The organism is Algoriphagus boseongensis (assembly GCF_004362805.1).
GTDB classification, from domain to species: Bacteria; Bacteroidota; Bacteroidia; order Cytophagales; family Cyclobacteriaceae; genus Algoriphagus; species Algoriphagus boseongensis.
In genome coordinates, this window is sequence record NZ_SNYF01000005.1 from 618,894 (window position 1) to 642,390 (window position 23,497).

At 39.8% G+C, this 23,497-nt stretch carries 21 protein-coding genes and 2 tRNA genes; 14 read left to right on the top strand and 9 right to left on the bottom strand.

Annotated elements, in window-relative coordinates:
• The first annotated feature begins 26 nt into the window (after positions 1-26).
• The 4 genes from DFQ04_RS02675 (at position 27) to DFQ04_RS02690 (ending at position 3,237) form a co-directional block, all read left to right on the top strand.
• Positions 27-569 (top strand): class I SAM-dependent methyltransferase, encoded by a 543-nt coding sequence (locus DFQ04_RS02675; protein WP_133552419.1) that lies wholly within the window; start codon positions 27-29, stop codon positions 567-569.
• Positions 570-577: 8 nt separating this feature from the next.
• Positions 578-826: a hypothetical protein gene (locus DFQ04_RS02680; protein WP_133552421.1), complete on the top strand. Its 249-nt coding sequence runs from the start codon at positions 578-580 to the stop codon at positions 824-826.
• 30 nt (positions 827-856) lie between these two features.
• A complete protein-coding gene (gene msrA, locus DFQ04_RS02685; RefSeq protein ID WP_133552423.1) occupies positions 857-1,441 on the top strand; it encodes a peptide-methionine (S)-S-oxide reductase MsrA in 585 nt (194 codons plus the stop codon).
• A 128-nt stretch (positions 1,442-1,569) separates the two neighbouring features.
• A complete protein-coding gene (locus tag DFQ04_RS02690) occupies positions 1,570-3,237 on the top strand; it encodes a DUF6909 family protein (protein ID WP_133552425.1) in 1,668 nt (555 codons plus the stop codon).
• Between the two features lie 80 nt (positions 3,238-3,317).
• Here DFQ04_RS02690 and DFQ04_RS02695 read toward each other — a convergent pair whose 3' ends face one another.
• Positions 3,318-3,788: a nuclear transport factor 2 family protein gene (locus tag DFQ04_RS02695; RefSeq protein ID WP_133552426.1), complete on the bottom strand. Its 471-nt coding sequence runs from the start codon at positions 3,786-3,788 to the stop codon at positions 3,318-3,320.
• 16 nt (positions 3,789-3,804) lie between these two features.
• The gene (locus DFQ04_RS02700; protein ID WP_133552428.1) at positions 3,805-5,256 is read right to left on the bottom strand and encodes an amidohydrolase; all 1,452 of its coding nucleotides are present in this window, start codon (positions 5,254-5,256) and stop codon (positions 3,805-3,807) included.
• A gap of 177 nt (positions 5,257-5,433) precedes the next feature.
• On the opposite strand from DFQ04_RS02700, the gene DFQ04_RS02705 reads away from it, so the two are divergent.
• Positions 5,434-6,147, top strand: coding sequence for a 6-phosphogluconolactonase (locus tag DFQ04_RS02705; RefSeq protein ID WP_133552430.1), 714 nt, complete (start codon positions 5,434-5,436; stop codon positions 6,145-6,147).
• A 34-nt stretch (positions 6,148-6,181) separates the two neighbouring features.
• On the opposite strand, the gene DFQ04_RS02710 is transcribed toward DFQ04_RS02705, so the two are convergent.
• Both DFQ04_RS02710 and DFQ04_RS02715 read right to left on the bottom strand, forming a co-directional pair.
• A tRNA-Asp gene (locus DFQ04_RS02710) sits at positions 6,182-6,255 on the bottom strand.
• 30 nt (positions 6,256-6,285) lie between these two features.
• Positions 6,286-6,359, bottom strand: a tRNA-Asp gene (locus DFQ04_RS02715).
• Positions 6,360-6,563: 204 nt separating this feature from the next.
• On the opposite strand from DFQ04_RS02715, the gene DFQ04_RS02720 reads away from it, so the two are divergent.
• The 4 genes from DFQ04_RS02720 to DFQ04_RS02735 all read left to right on the top strand — a co-directional run bounded on the left by DFQ04_RS02720 (position 6,564) and on the right by DFQ04_RS02735 (position 9,790).
• A complete protein-coding gene (locus DFQ04_RS02720; RefSeq protein WP_133552432.1) occupies positions 6,564-7,511 on the top strand; it encodes an acetyl-CoA carboxylase carboxyltransferase subunit alpha in 948 nt (315 codons plus the stop codon).
• A gap of 83 nt (positions 7,512-7,594) precedes the next feature.
• A complete protein-coding gene (locus DFQ04_RS02725; protein WP_133552434.1) occupies positions 7,595-8,434 on the top strand; it encodes an MBL fold metallo-hydrolase in 840 nt (279 codons plus the stop codon).
• Positions 8,424-9,233 (top strand): patatin-like phospholipase family protein, encoded by an 810-nt coding sequence (locus tag DFQ04_RS02730; RefSeq protein WP_133552436.1) that lies wholly within the window; start codon positions 8,424-8,426, stop codon positions 9,231-9,233. The genes DFQ04_RS02725 and DFQ04_RS02730 overlap by 11 nt, the downstream gene beginning before the upstream one ends.
• Complete coding sequence (locus DFQ04_RS02735; protein ID WP_133552438.1) at positions 9,230-9,790, top strand: 1-acyl-sn-glycerol-3-phosphate acyltransferase; 561 nt, start codon at positions 9,230-9,232, stop codon at positions 9,788-9,790. Before DFQ04_RS02730 ends, DFQ04_RS02735 begins: the two co-directional genes overlap by 4 nt.
• A gap of 37 nt (positions 9,791-9,827) precedes the next feature.
• Here the strand turns inward: DFQ04_RS02735 and DFQ04_RS02740 are convergent, their stop codons facing one another.
• The 4 genes from DFQ04_RS02740 to aceK all read right to left on the bottom strand — a co-directional run bounded on the left by DFQ04_RS02740 (position 9,828) and on the right by aceK (position 15,419).
• A complete protein-coding gene (locus DFQ04_RS02740) occupies positions 9,828-11,042 on the bottom strand; it encodes an ATP-grasp domain-containing protein (protein ID WP_133552440.1) in 1,215 nt (404 codons plus the stop codon).
• A 5-nt stretch (positions 11,043-11,047) separates the two neighbouring features.
• The gene (locus DFQ04_RS02745) at positions 11,048-12,469 is read right to left on the bottom strand and encodes a leucyl aminopeptidase family protein (RefSeq protein WP_133552442.1); all 1,422 of its coding nucleotides are present in this window, start codon (positions 12,467-12,469) and stop codon (positions 11,048-11,050) included.
• A 19-nt stretch (positions 12,470-12,488) separates the two neighbouring features.
• The gene (locus DFQ04_RS02750) at positions 12,489-13,613 is read right to left on the bottom strand and encodes an alpha/beta hydrolase (RefSeq protein WP_133552444.1); all 1,125 of its coding nucleotides are present in this window, start codon (positions 13,611-13,613) and stop codon (positions 12,489-12,491) included.
• A gap of 81 nt (positions 13,614-13,694) precedes the next feature.
• A complete protein-coding gene (gene aceK / locus DFQ04_RS02755; RefSeq protein WP_133552446.1) occupies positions 13,695-15,419 on the bottom strand; it encodes a bifunctional isocitrate dehydrogenase kinase/phosphatase in 1,725 nt (574 codons plus the stop codon).
• A gap of 341 nt (positions 15,420-15,760) precedes the next feature.
• On the opposite strand from aceK, the gene DFQ04_RS02760 reads away from it, so the two are divergent.
• Genes DFQ04_RS02760 through DFQ04_RS02775 form a run of 4 tightly spaced genes read left to right on the top strand, consistent with a single transcriptional unit; the run spans position 15,761 to position 18,621 of the window.
• Complete coding sequence (locus DFQ04_RS02760; protein ID WP_133552448.1) at positions 15,761-16,444, top strand: hypothetical protein; 684 nt, start codon at positions 15,761-15,763, stop codon at positions 16,442-16,444.
• Positions 16,434-17,066, top strand: coding sequence for an NUDIX hydrolase (locus tag DFQ04_RS02765; RefSeq protein WP_133552450.1), 633 nt, complete (start codon positions 16,434-16,436; stop codon positions 17,064-17,066). The genes DFQ04_RS02760 and DFQ04_RS02765 overlap by 11 nt, the downstream gene beginning before the upstream one ends.
• 59 nt (positions 17,067-17,125) lie before the next feature.
• Positions 17,126-18,379 (top strand): DUF819 family protein, encoded by a 1,254-nt coding sequence (locus DFQ04_RS02770; protein WP_133552452.1) that lies wholly within the window; start codon positions 17,126-17,128, stop codon positions 18,377-18,379.
• Positions 18,379-18,621, top strand: coding sequence for a (2Fe-2S) ferredoxin domain-containing protein (locus tag DFQ04_RS02775; RefSeq protein ID WP_133552454.1), 243 nt, complete (start codon positions 18,379-18,381; stop codon positions 18,619-18,621). Before DFQ04_RS02770 ends, DFQ04_RS02775 begins: the two co-directional genes overlap by 1 nt.
• An 18-nt stretch (positions 18,622-18,639) precedes the next feature.
• Here DFQ04_RS02775 and DFQ04_RS02780 read toward each other — a convergent pair whose 3' ends face one another.
• Positions 18,640-18,960, bottom strand: coding sequence for a YbjQ family protein (locus DFQ04_RS02780; RefSeq protein WP_133552456.1), 321 nt, complete (start codon positions 18,958-18,960; stop codon positions 18,640-18,642).
• Positions 18,961-19,173: 213 nt separating this feature from the next.
• On the opposite strand from DFQ04_RS02780, the gene DFQ04_RS02785 reads away from it, so the two are divergent.
• Positions 19,174-23,454, top strand: a complete 4,281-nt coding sequence (locus DFQ04_RS02785; protein ID WP_133552458.1) for a PAS domain S-box protein — start codon at positions 19,174-19,176, stop codon at positions 23,452-23,454.
• The last annotated feature ends 43 nt before the right edge of the window (positions 23,455-23,497 follow it).

The following is a 23,497-nucleotide window of genomic DNA, read 5'->3' on the forward strand; positions in this document are numbered from 1 at the left end:
GTATCTTCAAGCCTCAAGATAGGATTATGAGTAAATCAAATTTATTGAAGGAGCTTTATTCCAATATAGGAACTACCGGAGCACTTACTTTTAGCTCCAAATCATTGGTGAAGAAAATGCTCTCCTATTCCGAGCTTTCTAAAGCAAAACTTATAGTTGAGTTGGGAGGGGGAGACGGAAGCATCACCCAAGGAATAATCGACCGTATGGGTGAAGAGTCTGAGCTTTTGGTTTTTGAAATCAATCCATCCTTTTGTAAGGCTATGGAAGCACAATTCCCTCAAGAAAATGTTCGAGTCATCAACGATTCTGCCGAGAATATTGACCTCTATTTGAAGGGCAGATCTGCTGATTATGTGCTTTCATCTCTGCCATTTACCTTGATTCCTAAGGAAGCGACCGATCAGATTTTAATCAAGTCAAAAAATGCTTTGACTCCAGAAGGGAAGTTTATCCAGATCTGCTATTCTTATCTGTTAAAGAATTTATTTAAAAAATATTTTGATTCAGTAGAAGCCAATTTTACCTTGAAAAATTTCCCTCCAGCCTTTGTGATGGTTTGTAGGTAATCTCTAAAATGAATGTCTTAAGAACAGGTATCCTGGATTTTTGTAGAAGAAAGAAAAGAAAGCCCTTTTCGCCTAAAGAAGTCATTCAATTGATTTTCCCCCAAGATTGGGAGTTATTCTTACCGGAAATTTTGGAAGAAATGAAAACCATGTGCCAAGAAGGACTGATTGAAGTTCAATTGGAATCCAAAAACTGGAATTGTGAAGAAAAACCAACTGGCAATGAAATGATTTTGGGAGTAAAGAAACCTATCTAGTCTTTTCCTGTTTTATAAGAAAAAAGAGCAATGAGCGAATCTGTTGAGCTGCCAAAAACCTTAGTAGAAATTCCTGCTGGATTAGAATTGATCACTTTAGGTGGAGGATGTTTTTGGTGTACCGAAGCTGTTTTTCAGCGATTGGATGGAGTGGAGAAAGTGGTTTCAGGATATGCTGGAGGAATAATTAAGCATCCAACCTATAGACAGATTTGTACAGGCACCACAGGTCATGCAGAAGTGATCAATGTCTTTTTTGATCCGAAAAAGATTTCTTTGGAAAGTATTTTGGAGGTTTTCTGGGCCACCCATGATCCGACTACTTTAAACAGACAGGGAGGAGATGTGGGACCTCAATACCGGTCGGCAATTTTTTACAATAAAGAATCTCAAAAAGAGACTGCTCAAAAGCTGAAAAGTGAGATGAATGAATCAGGGGTTTTTGATTCTCCAATAGTCACAGAGATTACGGCCTTTACCAATTTTTATCCTGCTGAAGACTATCATCAAGAGTATTTTAACTTGAATGGAATGCAGCCCTATTGCCAGTTTGTAATCCGTCCAAAAGTAGAAAAGCTGAAAAAATATTTTGCCGAAAGATTGAAGACCAACTAAGAGATTTAGCGCTGAAATTCAAATTCTTTCTTTTCTTAACATAAGCTTTACAAATTTTTGATTGCGCGAAATCTCTAATTTTTGGCCGAATAAGCCTATATTTGCTGAATTTAACCTTTTCGAAATTCATGAAACGAACCAGAGCACAAGAGTCAAGAGCCGCTATCGAGAGATTGTATATTACCATGCGCCATCTTTTTAACAGGGGAAGTTACAAACCCATGGGCGTTTCAGGTGAAGGATTGATCAGTGCTCTGATGACCCTAAGTCCTGAAATTTATGGATCAGTAACCGATCCGGAAAAGCTGGAATTGGATGGGCTTCTATATGTAATGGAGCGACTTCCAAAAGGGATCGAGGAATGCAGATATGTGCGCTTGATCAGTAGAGAAGGATATGAGACTTCTCACTTGACCCCTTTGGTACCGCCCAAAAGAAAGCGCAATTGCTACCGGTTGGATGACCAGATCATGTATGTGGAAATGACTCGGGGTAGATCTGACATTTATGATATCCTGACTCACCTGACCTTTTTGTACATAGAGTCTAGGAAAATCCATAGAAACAGCACCGATCCAAAGGGGAAGATTACTTCCAACTGGACTATGCTTGAAAATTTTGTCAGAAAAGAAAAAGAAGGGGAGGAGTTTGACATTGAATGTGCCTCTGCCTACCTCAGTCATATCATTGGGCGAACATTTGAAGAGACCATAGCAGCGACCAAGAGATTTTCAAAAAGCTCCAATTCCAACAGCCTTTTTTCTATCGTTTACAACCTAGGAAAACTGGCAATAGAAGAAGCTTCTATGGGTTTGGATAGGGAAATAAGCTTCTCTGCCACCTTGAGAGAACGCATTGGACATCACGTGTATGGGGAACTTTGGGCAGAAAGAATCAAAGAGACCTTGCTGGAAAATGGCTTGATTTCTCGTCCTCTTCACATCATTTCCGCCAATCTGCACAGTGTCTTAAATACCATTTATGCACACCAGGCACTTGGCGCTAAAAGTTTTGAAGAAGTTGAGGCAATTGCTACTGACATCTCCTTAAAAGCTAAAAACAACCACGGAAAGAAAATCCAAGACTATGCGGAGAAGCATGGCTTTATAGACTTGCCTGATGAGTCAGGGACAAATATTGGTGTACAGATTTTTGATACTGCCCATCTGGAGAAAAATACACTGATTCCAGGAGTGGAATTGCCGAAAGACCCAGAAAAGCGTCCTGTTTTTGTAGTGATGGATTATGCCTTTGGAGAGCAAGCCTACGAATGCTTTGATGAATTGCTGAAGCCCTATTCCAAGGATGGAAGGAAATATCCCTTGAATGTAATTTCTACCTCAATCATGGGAAAGGCCGGAATACTTCATGGAGGTAAGGGAGATTTGATGGTTCCTGATTCTCATGTTTTTGAAGGGACAGCAGATAATTATCCTTTCAGAAATGAATTGAAGAAGGCTGATTTGGAAGGCTATGGTCTTGGAGTTTATCAGGGTTCTATGATCACCGTTTTGGGAACTTCCCTTCAGAACAGAGATATCCTTACCTACTTTATGGAATCATCCTGGAAGGCTGTAGGTCTGGAAATGGAAGGTGCCCATTACCAAAAAGCAATTCAGTCGGCTTCAAAAATTAGAGGAAATATCCGCTCCAATGTAAAAGTTCTTTACGCCTATTATGCTTCGGACAACCCGTTGGAAACAGGAAGTACACTTGCTTCCGGCGCCTTGGGGATGGATGGGGTCAAGCCAACTTATCTGATCACCTACAAGATTTTGGAGAAACTGTTTAAATGAGCAATAAACAATGAGCAATGATCAATTGTCATTGCTCATTGTCATATTCTCCATTTTTATAATATTCTAATCTTTTAATCTTATAATTTTTCAATCTCTACAGGAGTTGAATGCAACATTTCTAATTTCCAGCCATCGGCAGTTTTAATTGCTGTGCCACTTTCCAACCAATGAGCTTCCCGAATTACCTGCCCATTGGAAGTAACTGTGGCCCAGTTTTTATAAGCAACCCAAGCTCTGTCTCCGGATATTTTGGTTTGGATAAATTCGAATCGATTGACTCGTGTTGGGATGTTAGGTTTTGCTTTTTGACTGTCCAAATAGTTTTTGATGATTTGGTTATCCCAGATCATTCCATCTTCCAACAAAATAAAATCCTCTGTCATGAATTCTGGGATTTTAGCAGATTCAAAACCTGAAAAAAGCCCATCAAACATGTTTTGAATCAATTGATGAACCTGTTTTTCATCCGATTTGCTTTGGCCTTGTGCATTAAGTGAAAAAGAAATAATAAAGAATGTAGCTATTACTATTTTGTGAATTCTTGTCATGGTATTTTAAAGAAGCTTAATATCCGGCATTCAAAGGTGGGGGTCCATCAGGAATTATTCCTTTATAAACATAATCCCCTTTTTTGGTTTTAAACTCGGCTTTGACTTCATTTCTTAAAGTTTCGCTTTGGTACAAATCCACCATAGTCATGGCTAATGCTTTTGCAGCATAACCCATTCCCTTATGTCCAATTGACATCCCTCCACAAGCTACCACGGCCCAAGAATGCCAAGGAGTTCCGTTAGGAGCTGTGGTTGCCGTCATTCTGATTGTGGGCACCACCCAACTCACATCACCTACGTCTGTGCTTCCCCCCATGCTGTGTTCCAGAGTTTCTTCCATGGGTTTGATTTCTGAAACTAATCCGATCTGAGGCTTACCTGTTGCTTCTTGGATTTTTTTGGCGAAATCCTGCTCCTCCTGAGTATAAGTAATCGGACCTAGGGTTTCCAAGTTTTTTTGCATAGCAGCAGATCCTGTTCGATTGACTAAAATCTCATGCACACCTGAAACCAATTTTACTTCATGACTGACATTGGCCATGATTGCTGCACCTTCAGCCATCTTTTCCACTTGCTTCCAAACAGGCATTAACCCTTCTCTGCTTGTATCCCGAACTCTCACCCAAAGTCTGCTGTAGTCAGGTACTACGTTTACTACTTGGCCTCCATCTTGAATATGGTAATGGATCCTCACTGTAGGTTTGATGTGTTCTCGGTAGTAGTTAATTCCCGTTGTATAAAGCTCTAAGGCATCTGAAGCAGATCTTCCGTTCCAAGGATCAGCAGAAGCATGTGCGGCCTGTCCTTTAAATTCCACGATGAAATCCACTAAAGCCAAACCTTTCTGTACATCGGTTTTGGTGACGTCTTCAGGGTGCCAATCCATCATGATATCTACATCGTCCATCAATCCGGCTCGTATCATCCAGAGTTTTCCAAAGAATTTTTCCTCTGCAGGTGTGCCATAAAATCTTACCGTTCCTTGAAGTTTTCCTTCTGCAATAAGGTCTTTGATCGCAGCGGCAGCACTCAAAGAAGCTACTCCGAATAAGTTATGCCCGCAACCATGCCCAGGAGCTCCTTCGTGGAGAGGGCTTTTGAAAGGGACTTTGTTTTGGGAAAGGCCAGGCAAACCATCAAATTCACCCATTATTCCAATGATAGGAGAACCAGATCCGTATTCCGCAACAAAGGCGGTCGGGATTTCTCCAACTCCACGGGTGACTTTGAAGCCCATCTTTTCTGCATAGGCAGAAAGAGCTGCGGAAGATTGAGTTTCTTGGAATGCGATTTCTTCAAAAGCCCAAATTTGATCACTCAGGTTGCTCATTTCAGCAAATCGGGAATCAATAGTCTGCTGAACAGTTGCCTTGAGTGGGTCGGGTTTTGGAGCTTTTTTCTGGGCAAATACGGTACTAGAGCTTAGCAGCAATGCTCCCCCAAGTAAAATCGAAAATTTATTCATGAGTAAATGAGTTGGTGGATTGTTTGGTTTACTTGGGAATAAGTTAAGAATTGATTTGGGATTGTGGGATTTGGAATTGGAAAGTTTGATGGATTTTGCAGGTCTCTTTCAGTTTCATTGGATCAAAAAGAGGATTTTTGAAATAATTGGACTTATTTAATCGGAAAATTAAACTGCATGAATTTTCATTATTTGTCCAATTTTGAGGAAATGAGCCTCAAGGGTTTTGAGTTTGTTAAGCATGACCTGAGCAAAAAACCAGACTTACTTTTTTGTGTGGCTAGTGGAGGTTCCCCTTCTGGTTTGTATAAGCTGATGGCTCAAGAGAAAAATAAGCAACCGGACTTTTGCAGCCATTTGCGGGTGATCAAATTGGATGAATGGGGAGGGTTGGATAGAGGATCTCCATTTACTTCTGAAGAGGATGTGCAAAATAAATTCATTCAGCCGCTCGGGATTTCTTCAGATCGGTATTGGACAATTGATCCTTTTACCCAAAATCCTGAAAAGGATTGTGAAAAAATGGAAGCCCAAATTCAAAAAGAAGGACCCATTGATATCTGTATTTTGGGAATAGGAGTGAATGGGCATATCGCCTTAAATGAACCTGCGGATAAACTTGCGCCGGATTTTCATATCAACGAATTGGCCCAAACTTCTCTTAGCCATGGAATGCTTAAAGGTTCCGGAAATCCACCTTCTTTTGGAATGACCATGGGGATGAGAAATATTCTGCAATCCAAAAGAATCCTTTTGTTCATAGCTGGTTCGGGCAAAAAACAAGCATTTGAAAAATTGCTCAGCCCTGAAATAAGCACCTGGTTTCCTGCCTCTTTTCTTTGGTTACATCCGAATGTGGAGGTTTTGGTCGATCAAACTGCAATAGCTTAAAAACAAAAAAGCCTTGAAAAATCAAGGCTTTAAGCGGAATGGACGGGACTCGAACCCGCGACCTCCTGCGTGACAGGCAGGCATTCTAACCAGCTGAACTACCACTCCTAATGGTTTAGCTTTTCTTTAATCTTGTTGCGGAATGGACGGGACTCGAACCCGCGACCTCCTGCGTGACAGGCAGGCATTCTAACCAGCTGAACTACCACTCCGTGTTACTTCTCGTTTGAAGTGGTGCAAAGGTAGGAAATTGATCTTTTTTCGCAATACCAACCGAGTACATTTTTTACTTTGCCTTCTATCTGATTCTTTATCAGCTGAATAAATTTAGATAAGATCAAGGTGATTTGATCTGATAAAAGGGGTTTGTGGCAAAGCGATAATCCTTATCTTTGCTTCTCTCAAAAACCACGAAAATGGTATTAGAATTCGAAAAACCCATTGCTGATTTAGAGCAAAAACTTCAAGAGATGAAAGACTTGGCCAAAGGCCGAAACATTGATCTGAGCAGTGATATTGAGTCTTTAGAAGAAAAAATCCTCGCCTTGAAAAAAGAGACTTTTGAAAACCTCACCCGCTGGCAGCGAGTGCAGCTTTCCAGACATGCAGACCGTCCGTATGCATTGGATTACATTTATGAAATCACCAATGATTTCATCGAATTGCATGGGGACCGAACTGTGAAAGATGATAAAGCAATGGTTGGAGGACTAGGAGACATCGACGGGCGTACTGTGATGTTTATCGGTCAGCAAAAAGGCCGAAACACCAAACAGCGTCAAGAAAGAAATTTCGGAATGGCCAACCCTGAAGGATATAGAAAGGCACTACGCTTGATGAAAATGGCCGAGAAGTTTGGAAAGCCTATCGTAACTCTAATTGATACCCCGGGTGCATTTCCAGGTTTGGAAGCTGAAGAAAGAGGTCAGGGTGAGGCAATTGCCAGAAACCTCAAGGAAATGTTCATGCTGAAAGTACCTGTGATCTGTATTATCATCGGAGAGGGTGCTTCAGGTGGAGCTTTAGGAATTGCAATCGGTGATCGAGTTTTCATGCTTGAAAACACCTGGTATTCCGTGATTTCTCCTGAATCATGTTCTTCCATCTTGTGGAGATCTTGGGACTACAAAGAACAAGCGGCAGAAGCTTTGAAGCTTACTGCAAAAGATATGAAGCAAAATGGATTGATTGATGAAATCATTCCTGAGCCATTAGGGGGAGCCCATAAAGATTTGAAATGGATGTCTAAAACTATCAAGGAGGCAATTATTCAATCCTTGAAGGAATTGGACAAGCTTAAGCCTGAAAAAAGAATTGAGCAAAGAATTGATAAATTCTGCTCCATGGGCGTGTTTGTTGAGTAGACGCCCCGTTTTCAATAATTAATCCGAAGCAATCTCTCATGGGGTTGCTTTGGTTTTTTAACCCAAAAGAATAAAAACCCAAAATGGAATTATACACAGTCAATACCGGATTTTTTAAGTTGGATGGAGGGGCTATGTTTGGGGTCGTACCCAAGACCCTTTGGTCAAGAACAAATCCTTCTGATGAAAATAACCTCTGTACCTGGGCCATGCGTTGCATGTTGGCAGTAGATGGAAATCGGGTGGTTTTGATTGATAATGGAATTGGGGATAAGCAAGACGCAAAATTTTTCTCCCATTACTATCTCCATGGGGAGGATTCACTGCAAAAGAGCCTCAACAATCTGGGTGTGCATTTTACAGATATCACCGACATGTTCTTGACCCATCTTCATTTTGATCATTGTGGGGGAGGAATTCGCTATGGATCTCATGGACAATATGAGCTCACTTTTCCTCGGGCTACCTATTGGTCAAATTCAGATCACTGGAATTGGGCAACAAAACCTAATCCAAGGGAAAAAGCATCTTTTTTGGAGGAGAATATCATTCCTATGCAAGATCATGGAGTGGTAAAGTTTGCTGACTTGGAATCGCATTCCATTTTTGAGGGCTTTGATTTCATCACAGCGGATGGGCATACTGATAAGCAGATGCTCCCCAAATTATCCTATAAAGGGCACACCGTCGTTTTTATGGCGGATTTGCTTCCTTCAGTAGGTCATATTCCTTTGCCATATGTCATGGGATATGACACTCGCCCTTTACTTACTTTGAGCGAAAAACAGGCTTTTCTGGAAGAAGCAGCACGAGAGAAATATGTGCTTTTTCTTGAACACGATCCAGTTAATGAATGCTGTACCGTAAAAATGACTGAAAAGGGTGTTCGATTAGACCAAACTTTCCGATTAGATGAACTCTAAACTTAAAATTGGAATAGCACTTTCCGGAGGAGGAATCCGAGGGATCTCGCATTTGGGCGTCCTTAAAGCCTTGAATGAGGCGGGGATTTATCCTACGAAAGTCACTGGAAGTTCAGCAGGTGCGATTGCCGGAGCAATGTATTGCAATGGGTATTCCCCGGAAGAGGTTTTGAAAATCATCATCGAAACCAATTACTTCAAATTCATGCGGCCTGCCATTTCTTGGAAGGGGATTTTGAAGATGGAATCAGTGGGAGAATTGTTTAAAATTTATCTTCCTCATAACGACTTTAGCCAGTTAAAAACACCATTAACCGTGGCGGCTACCGATATCCGAAAAGGAAAGGTCGTTTATTTTGATGAAGGAGAATTGATCAAACCCATTTTGGCATCTTCCTGTATTCCAGGGATGTTTGAGCCGATTCATTTTGATAAGAAATACCTGGTTGATGGGGGAGTCTTGAACAATTTACCAGTGGAACCTTTGGAAGGAATGTGTGATTTCGTAATCGGTGTGAATTGCAATCATCTTCCCGAAGAGAGTAATATCAAAAACATGAAAAGTCTGATCGAAAGATCAGTGATCATGACCATGAATTTTAATGTTTACAGCAGAAAAGCGAAGTGCGATTATTTTATCGAAGCTCCAGGATTAGGGAAATACGGTGTTTTTGATATTAAAAAAGCCTCAGATTTATTCCAAGCTGGTTATGATGAAGCTTGTAAGGTTATCGAAGAAAATCCTTCAATTTTAGAACTTGCCAAAAAACCAACCCAAACCCAAACCGAAAAACTATGATGAAGTTGTTGTCCAAATTTATTTTTTGGATCTCAGGTTGGTCTCTTAATGCGAATTGGCCAAAAGGGGTGAAAAAAGCCGTTTTAATCGCGATTCCCCATACTTCCAATTGGGATATTCTTTATGCGCGTGCTGCATTTTACCTAATGGATATTCCAGTAAGATTTACCATCAAAAAAGAAGTGATGGTAGGCCCTTTAGGTTGGCTTCTTTCCGGCTTGGGAGCTATACCTATTGACAGAAAAAGAATTCCTGGTGGAAGAAAGCAAACCTATACCGAGGCTATGACCCAAATGCTGATCGATACTCCCGAGTTGGTAGTTATGGTAACACCTGAAGGAACAAGAAGTGCAGTCAAGAAATGGAAAACAGGGTTTTACCACACCGCCTTAGGAGCTAATGTACCGGTTGTTGTTGGTTATTTGGATTATAAGAAAAAGGAAGCTGGAATTGGACCTGTAATTTATCCTAATGGGGAAATGGACGCCCAAATTGAAGAAATGAAGGCTTTCGGAAGAACCGTCACAGGAAAGCATCCTGAAAAAGGAATCATCTAAGAAGAAAGGATCAAGCCCTCTGACTTCATCCTTTTTTTTAATGGAATTTTTTGACTTCCGGCGCTTCTGCGCTGGTGGAAAGTTCGTTGGCGAAACGTGTTGCATAATCATCCAAAAGTTCTAGCACTCGTTCTTGCTTGGGCGATTTGACTATAAGTCCGGCGTGGTAATTCATGGGCACTCTAAAGCAAACCTCAGAATCATCAAAGCTGCTTAAATCAGGATGCTCATATTTGGATAGTGTCAAGACTATCCCTGCGTAATTCTTGGCGACTTTCGGGAGTTCGTATTTATTTCCCTTAGCCACTGCATCTTCAATTTTGGCCCATTCCGACCACAGGTTGATGTCAGTTGCTGCTTCAACCATTTCTGCCAAGTGAGCCCCACCAACTCTGGACGCGGTTTCAAGGAAATAGATTTCTCCATCGTCCTTTCCTTTGATGAATTCTGTATGAGAGGCTCCATTTTTCAGGCCAAAGGCCTTCATGATCTGCTCGTTTACCTTTTTGATGGCTTTGTCATCATGGGATCCATATTTCACATTGGCAGATCTGAAAATTCCACCCCCTTGTGATATTTCCATGGGAGTTGCCAAATATCGAGAAACCGTCAAAAAGAGGTTTTTTCCTTCAAGTTGCAATCCGTCAGCATGGTAAACATCTCCAGGTTTAAATTGCTCAACCAAGTAATAAATCCGGTTTTCACCCAATTCATCTATTTTTTGCCAGAGCGTGTCTTTGTCATGAACCTTAATAATCCCATGTGCAGAGGCTTCTGACCTAGGTTTTAAAACCCATGGCGGAGCAACAGTATCTGCAAAATGGTTAATGTCATCATTGTTGAACAGAGAAGAAAAAGCAGGAACTTTGATTCCGGCGTCCTTAGCGCGCATACGCATCGCAAGTTTATCTCTGAAATACCTTCCGGTGCTTTGTCCCATTCCTGGGATTCTCAAATTTTCTCTTAAAAAGGCGGCTTTTTCCACATCATAATCATCCAAAGCAATTATGGCTTCGATTTTATGGTCTTTCATCAAGCCTCCCACACCTTTCAGCAATAGATCCATGTCCCAATCCAAATCCTGACCAGGCATGTAAAAAACCTCGTCGATGTATTCATAGGCCCATGGCTTATCCTTGAGTTGCTCGGTGGTAACTAAGAAAACCCGGTTTCCTTGCTTTTTTAAAGCGGTCAAAAAAGCATTGCCTTTAAAATAGTTTGAGATGCAGAGAAAAGTCTTGGAAGCTTCCATCTTTATTAAAGTTGGTTTTCAATAAACTTAAGCAATAAACTTACACCAAAAGCACTTCCGGTTTTGGTTTTTGCAAATTCAGAATCTGTAAAAGATACCCCAGCGATGTCCAAATGGGCCCAAGCTGGATGTTCATGGGTAAATGCCTGAAGAAATTTCGCCGCAGTAATGGCACCTGCAAAAGGCTTTCCATGGTAGTTTTTGATGTCTGCGATTTCAGAATCCATCTCTTTTCCATAAGAATCCCAAAGCGGTAATGGCCATGATTTTTCTCCAATTTCTTCTCCTGCCTCTTGCAATCCGTGAGAAACGGCCCCGTCATTGGCGAACAAAGCAGCGCATTCATAGCCGAAAGTACCAATGCTACTTCCTGTCAAAGTCGCCAAATCTATGATTTGATCTGTTTTGTAGTTTTTGACCAAATAAGAAAGTCCATCCGCAAGGATCAGCCTTCCTTCGGCATCTGTATCGATCACTTCAATACTCAAGCCAGCATGGCTTCCAATTACCTCTGAAGGCAAGTATGCATCCTTGTCGATTGCATTTTCAACCGCTGGAACAATGGTGGTCAAGTGGATCGGAAGTTCCAAATCTGAAATCAACTGGGTTACCGCTAAAACTGCTGCGGCACCTCCCATGTCAGATTTCATGTGATGCATTCCCTGCGTTTTGACATTGAGTCCTCCGGTATCGAAAGTGACCCCTTTTCCCACCAAGCCTAGGTGTAGCTTTGGGTTGGAATGTCGGTATTCAATTATGATGAATCTTGGTTCTTTTGCAGATCCTCTTCCAACAGCTAAAAAAGCTTCCAGACCCTCTGATTTGGCCTTTTTTGCATCAAAAACCTTTACACTCAGTTTCGACTTTTTACCCAAATTCTTCGCCCAATCAGCCAAACTCTGAGGGGTTATTTTATTGGGAGGAAGGTCTACCAATTTGAAAGCTTCAATCTTTGCTGAAGCAATTTTTTCAGCTCTTTCGACCAATTGCTTTGGTTTAGGCAAGGAGGTGAGGACTTGAACTTTGATTTTGCTGAAATCCTTAGGGGCTTCTTTTTTATAAAATCCTATAGAATAGGCTCCTAATTGAAAACCAACCAAAGCAGCTTCAATTTGTGCTGCTAAAAAGTGTTCAGGAAACTCGATCGAGATTTCTTTTTCGACTAAGGCTGAATGCTTGGAAAGAATTCTTCGAAAGGAGTTTTCTATATCCTTATAGCTGGGATTTTCTCCTAAACCCAATACAAGAACCAGTTGCTTTCCTGATCGAAAAGAGTAGGAGCTATCTTTTTTTCCTGAGAAAATAGGACTTGGGATTTCCTGGTTTTTAAGAACTTCAGGCAGTTCCTGATCTTTTTGATTTTCCAAAACAGGAATGACCAAAAGGCCTGATTCGCTAATAGCCTTAGGATTGATTTTAAATTGCATATGCTGATTTTTAGGAGGGTTACTCCGGTTTATCACTGAAAAACAGCCATTCTATGGCTTTAGGGAACTCGTCGCTCCAATAGGACTCATTGTGCTTTCCGAGTTCATTTATAGAAAGTCGAACCTTCATTTTTCCTTCCAGACTTTCTCTCTTCAGAAGTCTCTTTCGGAATTTTTTGACATGGTCGACCATAGTTTCACTTTCGTCTCCACCTGCATAGAGGTAAATCCGTGTTTCCTGAGGCTCAAAGAAGTCTAAAAACCCAAGTTTGATTTTGGGAATCACCCAGAGGGAAGGAGAGAAGATCATCAATTTTCCAAAAACCTCAGGATACATCAGCCCTGAGAAAATACTTACCAATCCTCCCATGGAACTTCCTCCGATGCCGGTGAAGTCACGATCAGACTTGGTTCGGAAAGTTTTGTCTACGAATGGTTTTAGTGTATCCACGACGAAACGGATGTATTGCTTGCCATGGCCTTGACCTAAGAGGGTCTTACCGACGTTGTATTCCTGCAATCTTTCGGACTCTGCGTGCTCTACGGCAATGATGATGATTTTTCCAATGCCATAATCCGACATCACTGCCAGCTTTTTGTCAATCTGCCAATTGCCGAATTCCGCATTTTCATTGAATAAATTCTGGGCGTCCTGAAGGTATAAAACCGGGTAATGCTCAGTGCTTGTCTCGTAATCATGAGGTAAAAGAGCCCAGATTTTTCTTTTTTTATTCAATTGTGGGATTTCAAATTCCTCAGAAATCAAATGGATTTTAGGAAGCTGGGAAGGACGATAGGGGAGCCAGTTTTTTCTCCACTTCCAAACCTTCTCAGTTTTCACCTCATTGTCATCGTTCCAATGACGGTTCGGAGTTCGGTTTCCATACCGATCTATTTCTACCTCTGACCAATCTCCTTTGGTGAATTTGTAAATCAGTTCTTTTTGGAATTTTTCCTCCTCTGGAAAAGTAAATTCATATTTCCCGTCTTCGATTTTTTTCATTCGAAACCGAAAGTCCTGAGTTGCCCAGTTGTTGAAATTCCCAGAGATATAGACTGGTCGATCATCATCTGTAGGAGTTAACAGGATGATTTTTTTGGCTTTGGTGTCGATAACTAGGGGAGAGCTGGCTTCTGAAATCATGGGTGTGGGCAAGGAATAGAAAAACCCGCAAGTCCAAAAATAAGTTTTGTCTGGCTAAGAAAGAAATAAAGTTCCAATCCTCTAGTTCGATTCACCTGGCCTAAACCTGATTTCTTCAGGATATGGAAACGCGTGGATCAGTTCACCTTGCTCGATTCTGTCTTGAATAGATCTCCAATAAGCGGGGTCAAAAAGGTCTTTATGGTATTCCAAAAAATGAGCTTTCAGGTCAGATCTTCCGATCATCCATCTCTTGAAGTCTTCTGGGAAAACATCGTGTTTTTTGATCTCATACCAAGGTTCTGGTGCATAGATCTGCTCGTAGGTTTGAGGTTTAGGCTTTTCCCTAAAATTCATTTCTCCTAGAAATTCAATTTCGTCATAGTCGTAAAAGATCACCCGCTTTTGTCGGGTAAGACCAAAGTTTTTGGTCATCATATCTCCGGGAAATATGTCCGCCTGTGCCAATTGGAGAATAGCCCGACCATAGTCTTCAACCACTTTTTTTCCTTCTGCAGTAGAGCAAGATTCTAAATAGATATTCAAAGGGATCATTTTTCTTTCAGTATAAAGATGTTTGATGATCAGGTAGTTATTCTTGATTTGTAAAAGTGAATTTGTGGTGTTTCTCAATTCATTCATCAAGCTCTGACTGATCCGATCCAAAGGGATTTTGAAAAACTCAAACTCATGCGTATCAGCCATTCTTCCGACTCGGTCGTGTAGAGAGACCAGTTTGTACTTTTCTCTTACCTCCTGTCGGGTCATATTTTTTGGAGGCTCAAAATGATCCTTGATTAACTTGAATACTATGTTCAAGGAGGGAAGAGTGAAAACCGTCATCACCATCCCTTTGATCCCTGGAGCAACGACAAATTCATCTTTGCTATGCTCTAAATGATGGAGAAAATCCCGGTAAAAAAGAGTTTTTCCATGTTTGTTGAATCCAATGGCATTATACAATTCATGGATTTTTTTATGCGGAATGACAGAAAGGAGAAAACCAATGACTTGAGAAGGGACTTCAGCTTCCACCATAAAATAGGATCTAGTAAAACTGAATAGATGACTCATCAAATGCGGATCAAAAATCAAGGTGTCCACAAAAACGCCTTTTGGTCCATGAAGAATAGGGATAATAAAAGGCATCCATTTTCTACCCACATAAGTTCGTCCAATGAGATAGGCTGCTTTATTTCTGTAAAAAACCGGTTTCAGAATCTGGGTTTTCGTACCCACTTCCACATCGTATCGACTTAAAATAACCTCCTTGACTCCCTCAATTAAGAATTGGACATCCCGCTCTTTATCCATGAATTCAGCACCAAAATCAAAATCATCTAAAATCTGACGGATGATTTGTTCCAAACCCATGGATGCAGGATAGGTAATTAAAAGGTCTGAATTTTCTCGGATTTCAAAAGAATTATATCCCTCACTCACGTACATGAGTTCTTCATCCAAGGGGTTATTTGGGAAGGTTTTTCTAAAGACTGAATTGAAAAAAGTCTCAGCCAATTCCACATCAGGACGATCAGCAATCATTTTTTGATATTCAGTTCGGATGAGTTTCCATATTTCCCGGTTATTACTGTCCTCACCCAACATTTCCTGAAAAACCTTTGTCAAACCAAAAAGTAAATCTTTGTAAAGCCTCAATCGCTGCCTATGATTCAGCTGCATTGCAGGCCAATTCCTTTGGGCAAAATAAAGTGGAGCGAGTCGGGTATAGGTTTTAAAAGTCTCGATATAGGTATTAAATCCTTCGAAAATCTTAATTGCTAGAGGAAGTGCTCTTTTTGGCATAGGAAATTTGGTGAGGTGGTGGGAAATTCATCATTTTGGGGGGCTTAGAAAATTTTTTTTGAAGAAAATTCCTTGATTTTCTGCCATTTAGAATGATTTTTTAACCACCGAATAAAATTTTGAAAATTTTTCGCAATCGATTGTTTGGACAGAATGAAAACATTTTCTACTTTTCGAAAGTATTCATGAATTGAATATCTACAATAGGTTTAATAGGTTTGAGAGCAGGAAAAGGTCGGAGTCATATTCCGACCTTTTTTGTTTTTTAAATTTCAAGCTTTTTTGAAAGGTCGTTTGAATTTTCACCAGCTTAATTTAGTTTAACACCTCATCTTTTCACTATGAAGGCCCGAATTAGATTTTATTTGTTTTTAATCCTCTCCATAAGTATTTGGTCATGTTCTAGTTCGGACTCGAATGATGAATCTTCAAACGATATTAATCAGGGAGAATTACATGATGAAGCCTATTACCAAAATCTTATAGGTATAGGATTGAGCAAAAATCCCAACTGGTCCAAACATTGGGGAACTATTATTGGACCTTTTGAGGCAGGAGATTTTCACTTGACCTTTACGGATTCAATCGATCCTATGGAAATGCCTGAGGTAAATCCCATAGGTTCGGGAGATCCTCTTTCTCCTTATCAATTTCCTCACCCTGAGGGAAAAGGGACAATGGACATTTACCTCTACAAGGTGGAAGCTCAGGAAACTTTGGACAAACCCTTCTTAAACCCTGATTCAGAAGTAATTTGGTTTCGAGAAGATGGAATGAAGGAAAGATTGCTTTTTATGGGTCCATCCGGAATGTTTGAAGAAGGCGGTTGGCTTAATGCCCAGGAATTTTTGGTCTTGGGGTATTTCCAAGAAGAGGAGGGTTTTCATCCAATGATTTGGATCATTGACGTTGATAATCACGTTTTTCGGCAATTCAGAATGGATAAATTTTCTGAAAGCTATCTTCCCCAATCTTATTTGGATCAAAAATTAAAGTCTGTGAATCTTTCCCCAAATGGAAATTGAATACCTTATTTCTATCCTAGAGAAAAGGCTTAAAAATCCCCTTCCAGGAAAGGAAGCCCATTTTCAGATGGCACCAACGCCGGTGGATATGAGAAGATTTGATCCAAAATTGCCCGAAAATCACAGAAAAAGTGGCGTATTGATTCTATTCTACCCTGAGGAGGGAAAGGCTTATTTTCCTTTGATTAAAAGACCTGATTATCCCGGGGTACATGGAGGACAAATTGCTTTGCCTGGAGGAAAAATGGAAGAACTTGACGAAGATTTAATCCAAACAGCTTTAAGAGAAGCAGAGGAAGAGATTGGAGTTTCAAGGTCTCAAGTTCGGGTCATAGGTCAAATGAGTCCTTTATTTATACCTACCAGTAATTTTTTGGTAAATCCCGTCGTGGGCTTTGTGCTAGAAAAACCACAAATGAAACCCGAAGAAAAAGAGGTGCAAAGAATTATTGAAACGCCTGTGAGCAGGATTTTTGCATCTGAGTTTAGAAGAAGAAAAATTTTGGAATTAGGTTCTGGGATTAAATTGGATACGCCCTATTTCGAAATAGATGGTGAAATGGTGTGGGGGGCAACTGCAATGATTCTTAGTGAACTGATCCATCTTCTTGCCGAAGAATAGGCTGGGTTTGGTGATTTTAGGCTTTTCTTGGTATTGTTGTAGAGTTCAAGAGAATTAATATGGAAGAAAATACACCCTTACTAACCAATGATGCAGTAGTTTTCGGCTTGCTGGCAGTCATTTTGGCTTTTGTTTTTGCGACTTCAGCAAGTAAAAGTAAGTTCTGGGTAAAGTTCTACACCTACGTTCCTACCGTTTTGCTATGCTACTTTATCCCCGCTGTATTCAATTCTTTGGGATTAATCTCAGGTGAATCTTCAAGTCTTTATTTTGTAGCCTCTCGCTATCTACTTCCAGCTTCATTAGTTCTTTTTACGATTAGTATTGACTTAAAAGGCATTTTAAAACTTGGACCTAAAGCCTTAACCATGTTTTTAGCAGGTTCTTTTGGAATTATTATCGGAGGACCTTTGGCAATGTTGACTGTCGGATTGATGTTTCCTGATATTTATTCAGGGTCTGGACCAGATGAACTATGGAGAGGGCTCTCTACGATTGCGGGAAGTTGGATAGGAGGAGGGGCTAATCAAACTGCCATGCTGGAAGTGTTTGGGGCCAGTCCAACCCTTTTTGGACAAATGATCGCAGTGGATGTTTTGGTAGCGAATCTATGGATGGCATTTCTCCTTTATTGGGCAGCAAAACCTGAAAAGTTGGACAAATTACTGAAGTCAGATACTTCTGCAATCCTTGAATTGAGGGATAAGATTACCAAATTCCGCGAAGGGATTATGCGGATTCCAAGTTTGGGTGACACCATGGTAATATTAGGAATTGGATTCGGAATCACTGGGATTTCTCATTTAGCTGCAGATTTTTTAGCTCCCTGGTTTGGAGAAAATTTCCCTGAGCTTAATCAGTATTCATTGAATTCAGCCTTTTTCTGGATTGTGGTTATTGCTACCACCTTGGGTTTATTGCTTTCATTTACCAAGGCTAGAGAATTGGAAGGTGCAGGTGCTTCAAGAATGGGGTCCGTTTTGCTGTATGTTTTAGTGGCAACAATTGGAATGCAAATGGACTTAGGGGCTATCTTGGATAACCCAGTCTTCTTCTTAATTGGGATCTTTTGGATGATTTTCCATGTTTTGATCATGTCATTGGTGGCTTGGTTTATAAAAGCCCCGTTCTTCTATGTCGCTGTGGGATCTCAGGCTAATGTGGGCGGAGCTGCTTCTGCTCCTATTGTAGCTTCGGCTTTTGACGCTTCTTTAGCTCCAGTTGGAGTTCTATTGGCAGTCTTAGGTTATGCTTTAGGTACTTATGGGGCTTATTTAAGTGGATTGATGATGCAGTGGATTTATGGAATGTGATGCGCCATCCTAGGAAATTGATATTTGTATGTACGGGATCTGATTGCAAAAAATCAGGAGGGAAGGCTCTGAAAAAACAATTGAAGGCTGAATTGAAAGAAGGACAACTGAAGGGAAATTGTAAACTTATTTCTACCAAGTGCATGGATATGTGCAAATCCGCTCCAGTGGTCATCGTTGAAGATCATTTTTTAAAGAAAACCAACTTCTCCAAGGTCCTTCAACAACTAAAAAAGTCCTGAAATTTCAGGACTTTTTGTTTATAGTTTGGAAACTTTTACCGCTGTTCCGCTGGTGGTCACCATCAGCATTCCGTCCCGGATTGTTTCATAGTCTAAATCTATTCCGATGACTGCATTAGCGCCAAATGCTCTGGCTTGCATTTCCATTTCAGACATGGCGGTAGATTTTGCTTCTCTTAAGACCTGCTCGTAGGCCGAAGACCTTCCGCCGACAATGTCCGTAATACTTGCAAAAAAATCTTTGAAGACATTAGCTCCAATGATGGTCTCTCCGGAAACAATACCTAAGTATTCGTCGATATGGTACCCTTCAAGGTTGTTAGTGGTGGTAATAAGCATAGAATTGGTGTTTGTTAGTAAATAGTTGCAATTGGTTTTTAAACACGGAAGAAACAGCCCTTGGGTTTAAATATGGCTAAAATTTTAAATTTTCTGTAAGGCTGAAAAAATCTGAAAAATTCTCAAAGATTTAGGTTTGCCTTCGCATTTTTCTTTTTACAATAGTAGTCTGAATCTAAAATGACCTAATGTCTTTTTGGGTAAAAGTAGGTTATGAGTCAATTTCTTCAATTTGATATTTCCGATTTTCTAAATGAATTGCAAGAGCCACTCCTAATGATGGATGGTTCGGAGATTCTTTATTTAAATGATTTTTGGAAAAGTAATTTCCAAGTGCCTAATGATGATTGGAAACAGTTTTTTGAGGGCAAATTTTTACAGGAGGATCTAGCTGTTTTTTTTGAATCCGGAAAAATCCCAAGTTCAAAACCAATTATTGGACTTAAAAACTCAGAAAATCAAATCAAGGAATTTCAATGGAGTTTTACTCCCCTTCATTCCAGTTATTCTTCAAGATTTTTGGTTGCCAAGGGTGTTTTAGTGGAAAGAGAGAATTCAAATTTTGAAACTAAGTCCTATCCCTTAGAGCAAGATAAACTGGCTTTTTTTGAAAGTATTTTAAATAATGGCCATGACTTGATTGCTATCCTGGACTCAAAAGGTCAATATAAATTCATCAGTGATTCGGTATCCGAAAAGCTTGGGTTTTACCCAGAGCAAGTTTTGGGTAGGAATTACCAAGAATTAATTCAAAAGGGTGTCTTAGAATTGGTTAAAGGAAATTTTAAAGATGTCTTAGCATCAACTAAGGAGGTTCCCATTGATTTTTGGGTGAATTTGCCCACCGGGAAAAGGATTTATTTGGAAAGTTTTGCCAAAAATCTTTTAAGTCACCCGGTCATTCAAGGGGTGATTTTTAGTTCAAGAGATATTACAACATTTATTGAAACTCAGAACTCTCTTAAAAGGAGATTTGAACTAGAAAACCTAATCACTCTGATTTCCACCCAATTGATCAATAGTAATTTTTTGGATTTGGAGGAGCAGTTTGAGGAAGCCTTGACTAGAGTTGGGGATTATTTTGGGGCCAGCTCAGCCTCTATCTCCATCATAAACAAGGAATCCAAGGATTTGGAAGTATTAAGTTCATGGACATCCGAAGGGAAAGAAAGTATTTCCCCTTCTTTTGGTCCTAAATATTTTTCTTTACTCAATTCTCTCAAGAAAGATTTTGAAAAATCAAAAGTCAAACTAGTCAGAAATCCAGATTTAAAGACAAATTCAGAACTTAAACCATTAGAGTACATTTTCATCCCTATGGTTTCCGATGGGGAACTGGCAGGAATTGTTCAATTTGATTTGGGAAAGCAAAGTTTTTCCTTGGTTGAGAAAGAATTACAAATTCTCCGACAACTTGGAGATATTTTCATTGGGGCTTATTTGGCGAGCTTAATGACTCGGAAGCTGGAAAGGAATGAAAATCTTCTTGTCAGCACTGAAAATTTATCCAAATCAGGTTCTTGGAGATATAGTGAAGCCAAAAATATCTTTTATTTCTCCGAAGGGTTTTCGAAGTTATTAGGCCTTGGGAAGGAGGTTACATGCATGGATTTCACTTCTCTTATTTTTAAAATCGATAAAGAATTCCGACAAGAATTTATTTCCAATCTTAAAAGGGCTTCTGAAGAGCAATGCAGGACGAAGGGAGAAATTAGCATTACGGATGAATCAGCTGAGACTAGATTTTTAAGCTATGAAATCCAGGGTAATAAAGAGCCCTATTCCAAAGGAGTTGAGGTTTTCGGGTTTTGCACAGATATATCGGAAAAGAGGAAAGCTGACAATTACCTGAAATTACAATCCCAGATTTTGGCTCAGGTTGTAGATCCCATTTTAGTTACCAATAATTCTTTAGAGATAATTTACTTGAATGAGGCTGCAGTTCAGCTTTGTTGTCCTGAAACAGCAAGAGACTTTGACGGGAATATAGAAGAACTTATCAATTTTAATTGGGAGAAGGGAGAAGATTTAACTTCTTACATCCAGGACTTAAAAGTTGGAGAGGTTTGGAAAAAAGAGAAATTCATTGAAACAGCGCATACAAAGTTTTCACCTTATGAAATTTCTGTCCAAGCAATTCATGCCGAAGGCACAGATAAGGCAGGCTACTCCCTTATTTTAAGAGGTCTTACTGAAAAATATAAAACTGAGGTGTTAGCCCAGCGTGCCCGACATATTGTGGAAAATAGCCCTGCGGTGCTGTTTAGGGTGGATCCTGAAAGGAATTATGAGATAAACTATATCTCTCAAAACATCAGTCAATTTGGCTATTCTGCAGAAGAACTAATCGAGAAAAGAACCTCGTTTCTGGATTTAGTTTTTCAAGAGGATATAGATAAAATTCTTAAGGAAATTGAAAGCCAGAAAGCTACAAACCCCACTTTGGCATTTTCTGGGGAATATAGGATAATAAAAGCTGATGGAAGCCTTATTTGGGTGGAAGATAAAACCAAGGTTGTATTCAATGAGGAAACTGAAACTTTCCTTCATGAAGGATTATTTCAGGATATATCTGACCGAAAAAACCTGGAGGAAATACAATCGGTTAAGGATCGTCAATATCGCATTTTGGCTTCCAATATTCCTGATACGAATATTTTTCTAGTAGACTCTGATCGTAGGTATGCACTTGCAGAAGGAACCAATTTTGAGAAATGGGGACTAAAAAGAGAGGATTTCGAAGGTAAGCTTATTGAAGAATTACAATTAACTCACTATAAAGAACTCAGTGAAATATTAGACCGGGTGTTTCAAAATAGGGAAATAGTCGAATCTGAGTTTTTCTTCAAAAACAGGAATTACAAGCGAATTATTCGTCCCATTGTGGAAAATGATAAAGTAGTTTTTGCCCTAAGTATAGTTAGTGATATTCATGAGGAGTTTCAGGCAAAACTTGACTTGAAGCAATCTGAGGAAAAGTACAGAAGGCTAGTAGAGGAGTCTACCGAAATTATTTTTTCTTTGACTGAGACCTATATGCTTCACTATGTTTCCCCGAATGTGAAACAGTTTTTAGGATATGATTCCGCAGAGGTAATCGGGAAAAGTATTTTTGATTTTATTCATTTAGATGATTTGGGAATATTCCAAATCATGCTTTCCGAGACAGAAAATCTTTTGGCGACCAAGCAATATTTGGAATTCCGTCTCAGACATAAGAATGGTGAATACCGGGTTTTCAATTCCAATGGGAAAATGATTGAAGACAAGGATGGAATCCATCGATACTATACCGGAGTAGCTCGTGATATTTCCAAGTTGAAGGAGGCGCAAAATGAATTATTGATTGCCAAAGAAAAAGCGGAGCAAGCTTCCTTGATCAAGTCCCAATTCCTTTCTGTGATGAGCCACGAAATTCGTACTCCGATGAATGCGGTCATTGGGCTTGCTCATTTCTTAATGGAAGAAAATCCAAGGCCAGATCAATTGGAAAACCTGAAAACTCTGCAGTTTTCGGCTGAAAACTTAATGGCCTTGATCAATGATATATTGGATTACAACAAGATTGATTCAGGTAAAGTGGAGCTGGAAAAAGTTCCATTTGATATAAGGAACTTGGTTCACAGAATTATTCATTCGCATAGCTTTTTGGCTAATGAAAAAGGCTTGAAAATAAGTTGCCTAGTGGATGAGGCAATTCCTGAGCTACTTATTGGAGACTCCTTGAGATTAGGCCAAGTATTAAATAATCTGGTATCCAATGCGATTAAGTTCACTGAAAAAGGTCATGTAAGGATTAGTCTTTCCAGGGAATTTACTTTGAGAGGGGAGACTGAGATCAAATTTGAATTTGAAGACACAGGCATTGGAATTCCAGAAGCAAAGCGAAAAACCATTTTTGAGGCATTTACCCAAGCTTCTTCGTCTACAAGTAGAAAGTATGGAGGAACGGGTTTGGGATTAGCTATTGTAAAACGTCTTGTAGAGCTTTTTGGAGGAGAAATCATTGTTAAACCCAGAATCGGCGGAGGAAGTATTTTTGAGTTTTCACTCCTTTTTGAATTTGTCACCGAAGAAAAAGCAAAAGAGGATAAGTTTCAAGAACTGAATAAAAGATCCCTCGAAAATGCTTCAATTCTTGTGGCGGAGGATAATTCAGTGAATCAGATTTTGATTAAAAAGTTCTTAACCAAATGGAATATTGGGAATTTAGTAATGGCTTCGGATGGAAGAGAAGCATTGGATGCTTTTTCTAAAGGGGACTTTGATTTGGTTTTGCTGGATTTGCAAATGCCTGATATTGATGGATTTGAGGTGGCATTTAATATTCGCCAGAACCCAGATCCCAAGAAAAGAAATATGCCAATTCTAGCATTGACCGCCGCTTCTTTTAATGAAGTAAAGGATGAAATGATTAGGACAGGGATAAATGATTTTATTCCAAAGCCCTTTACTCCGGAAGGTCTTTATGAGAAAATTATCAAGTATCTCTGAGGAAATACCGAGTGCTGAGAGAGCTTAGCATTAATTTTGTCTT

What these genes read in the sequence shown, in the direction of transcription:
- DFQ04_RS02785 (WP_133552458.1), top strand. Translation starts at nt 19,174, where the DNA reads ATGAGTCAATTTCTTCAATTTGATATTTCCGATTTTCTAAATGAATTG.
- msrA (WP_133552423.1), top strand. Translation starts at nt 857, where the DNA reads ATGAGCGAATCTGTTGAGCTGCCAAAAACCTTAGTAGAAATTCCTGCT.
- DFQ04_RS02775 (WP_133552454.1), top strand. Translation starts at nt 18,379, where the DNA reads ATGCGCCATCCTAGGAAATTGATATTTGTATGTACGGGATCTGATTGC.
- DFQ04_RS02760 (WP_133552448.1), top strand. Translation starts at nt 15,761, where the DNA reads ATGAAGGCCCGAATTAGATTTTATTTGTTTTTAATCCTCTCCATAAGT.
- DFQ04_RS02700 (WP_133552428.1), bottom strand. Translation starts at nt 5,256, where the DNA reads ATGAATAAATTTTCGATTTTACTTGGGGGAGCATTGCTGCTAAGCTCT.
- DFQ04_RS02675 (WP_133552419.1), top strand. Translation starts at nt 27, where the DNA reads ATGAGTAAATCAAATTTATTGAAGGAGCTTTATTCCAATATAGGAACT.
- DFQ04_RS02750 (WP_133552444.1), bottom strand. Translation starts at nt 13,613, where the DNA reads ATGATTTCAGAAGCCAGCTCTCCCCTAGTTATCGACACCAAAGCCAAA.
- DFQ04_RS02695 (WP_133552426.1), bottom strand. Translation starts at nt 3,788, where the DNA reads ATGACAAGAATTCACAAAATAGTAATAGCTACATTCTTTATTATTTCT.
- DFQ04_RS02765 (WP_133552450.1), top strand. Translation starts at nt 16,434, where the DNA reads ATGGAAATTGAATACCTTATTTCTATCCTAGAGAAAAGGCTTAAAAAT.
- DFQ04_RS02780 (WP_133552456.1), bottom strand. Translation starts at nt 18,960, where the DNA reads ATGCTTATTACCACCACTAACAACCTTGAAGGGTACCATATCGACGAA.
- DFQ04_RS02680 (WP_133552421.1), top strand. Translation starts at nt 578, where the DNA reads ATGAATGTCTTAAGAACAGGTATCCTGGATTTTTGTAGAAGAAAGAAA.
- aceK (WP_133552446.1), bottom strand. Translation starts at nt 15,419, where the DNA reads ATGCCAAAAAGAGCACTTCCTCTAGCAATTAAGATTTTCGAAGGATTT.
- DFQ04_RS02730 (WP_133552436.1), top strand. Translation starts at nt 8,424, where the DNA reads ATGAACTCTAAACTTAAAATTGGAATAGCACTTTCCGGAGGAGGAATC.
- DFQ04_RS02745 (WP_133552442.1), bottom strand. Translation starts at nt 12,469, where the DNA reads ATGCAATTTAAAATCAATCCTAAGGCTATTAGCGAATCAGGCCTTTTG.
- DFQ04_RS02740 (WP_133552440.1), bottom strand. Translation starts at nt 11,042, where the DNA reads ATGGAAGCTTCCAAGACTTTTCTCTGCATCTCAAACTATTTTAAAGGC.
- DFQ04_RS02705 (WP_133552430.1), top strand. Translation starts at nt 5,434, where the DNA reads ATGAATTTTCATTATTTGTCCAATTTTGAGGAAATGAGCCTCAAGGGT.
- DFQ04_RS02735 (WP_133552438.1), top strand. Translation starts at nt 9,230, where the DNA reads ATGATGAAGTTGTTGTCCAAATTTATTTTTTGGATCTCAGGTTGGTCT.
- DFQ04_RS02770 (WP_133552452.1), top strand. Translation starts at nt 17,126, where the DNA reads ATGGAAGAAAATACACCCTTACTAACCAATGATGCAGTAGTTTTCGGC.
- DFQ04_RS02690 (WP_133552425.1), top strand. Translation starts at nt 1,570, where the DNA reads ATGAAACGAACCAGAGCACAAGAGTCAAGAGCCGCTATCGAGAGATTG.
- DFQ04_RS02725 (WP_133552434.1), top strand. Translation starts at nt 7,595, where the DNA reads ATGGAATTATACACAGTCAATACCGGATTTTTTAAGTTGGATGGAGGG.
- DFQ04_RS02720 (WP_133552432.1), top strand. Translation starts at nt 6,564, where the DNA reads ATGGTATTAGAATTCGAAAAACCCATTGCTGATTTAGAGCAAAAACTT.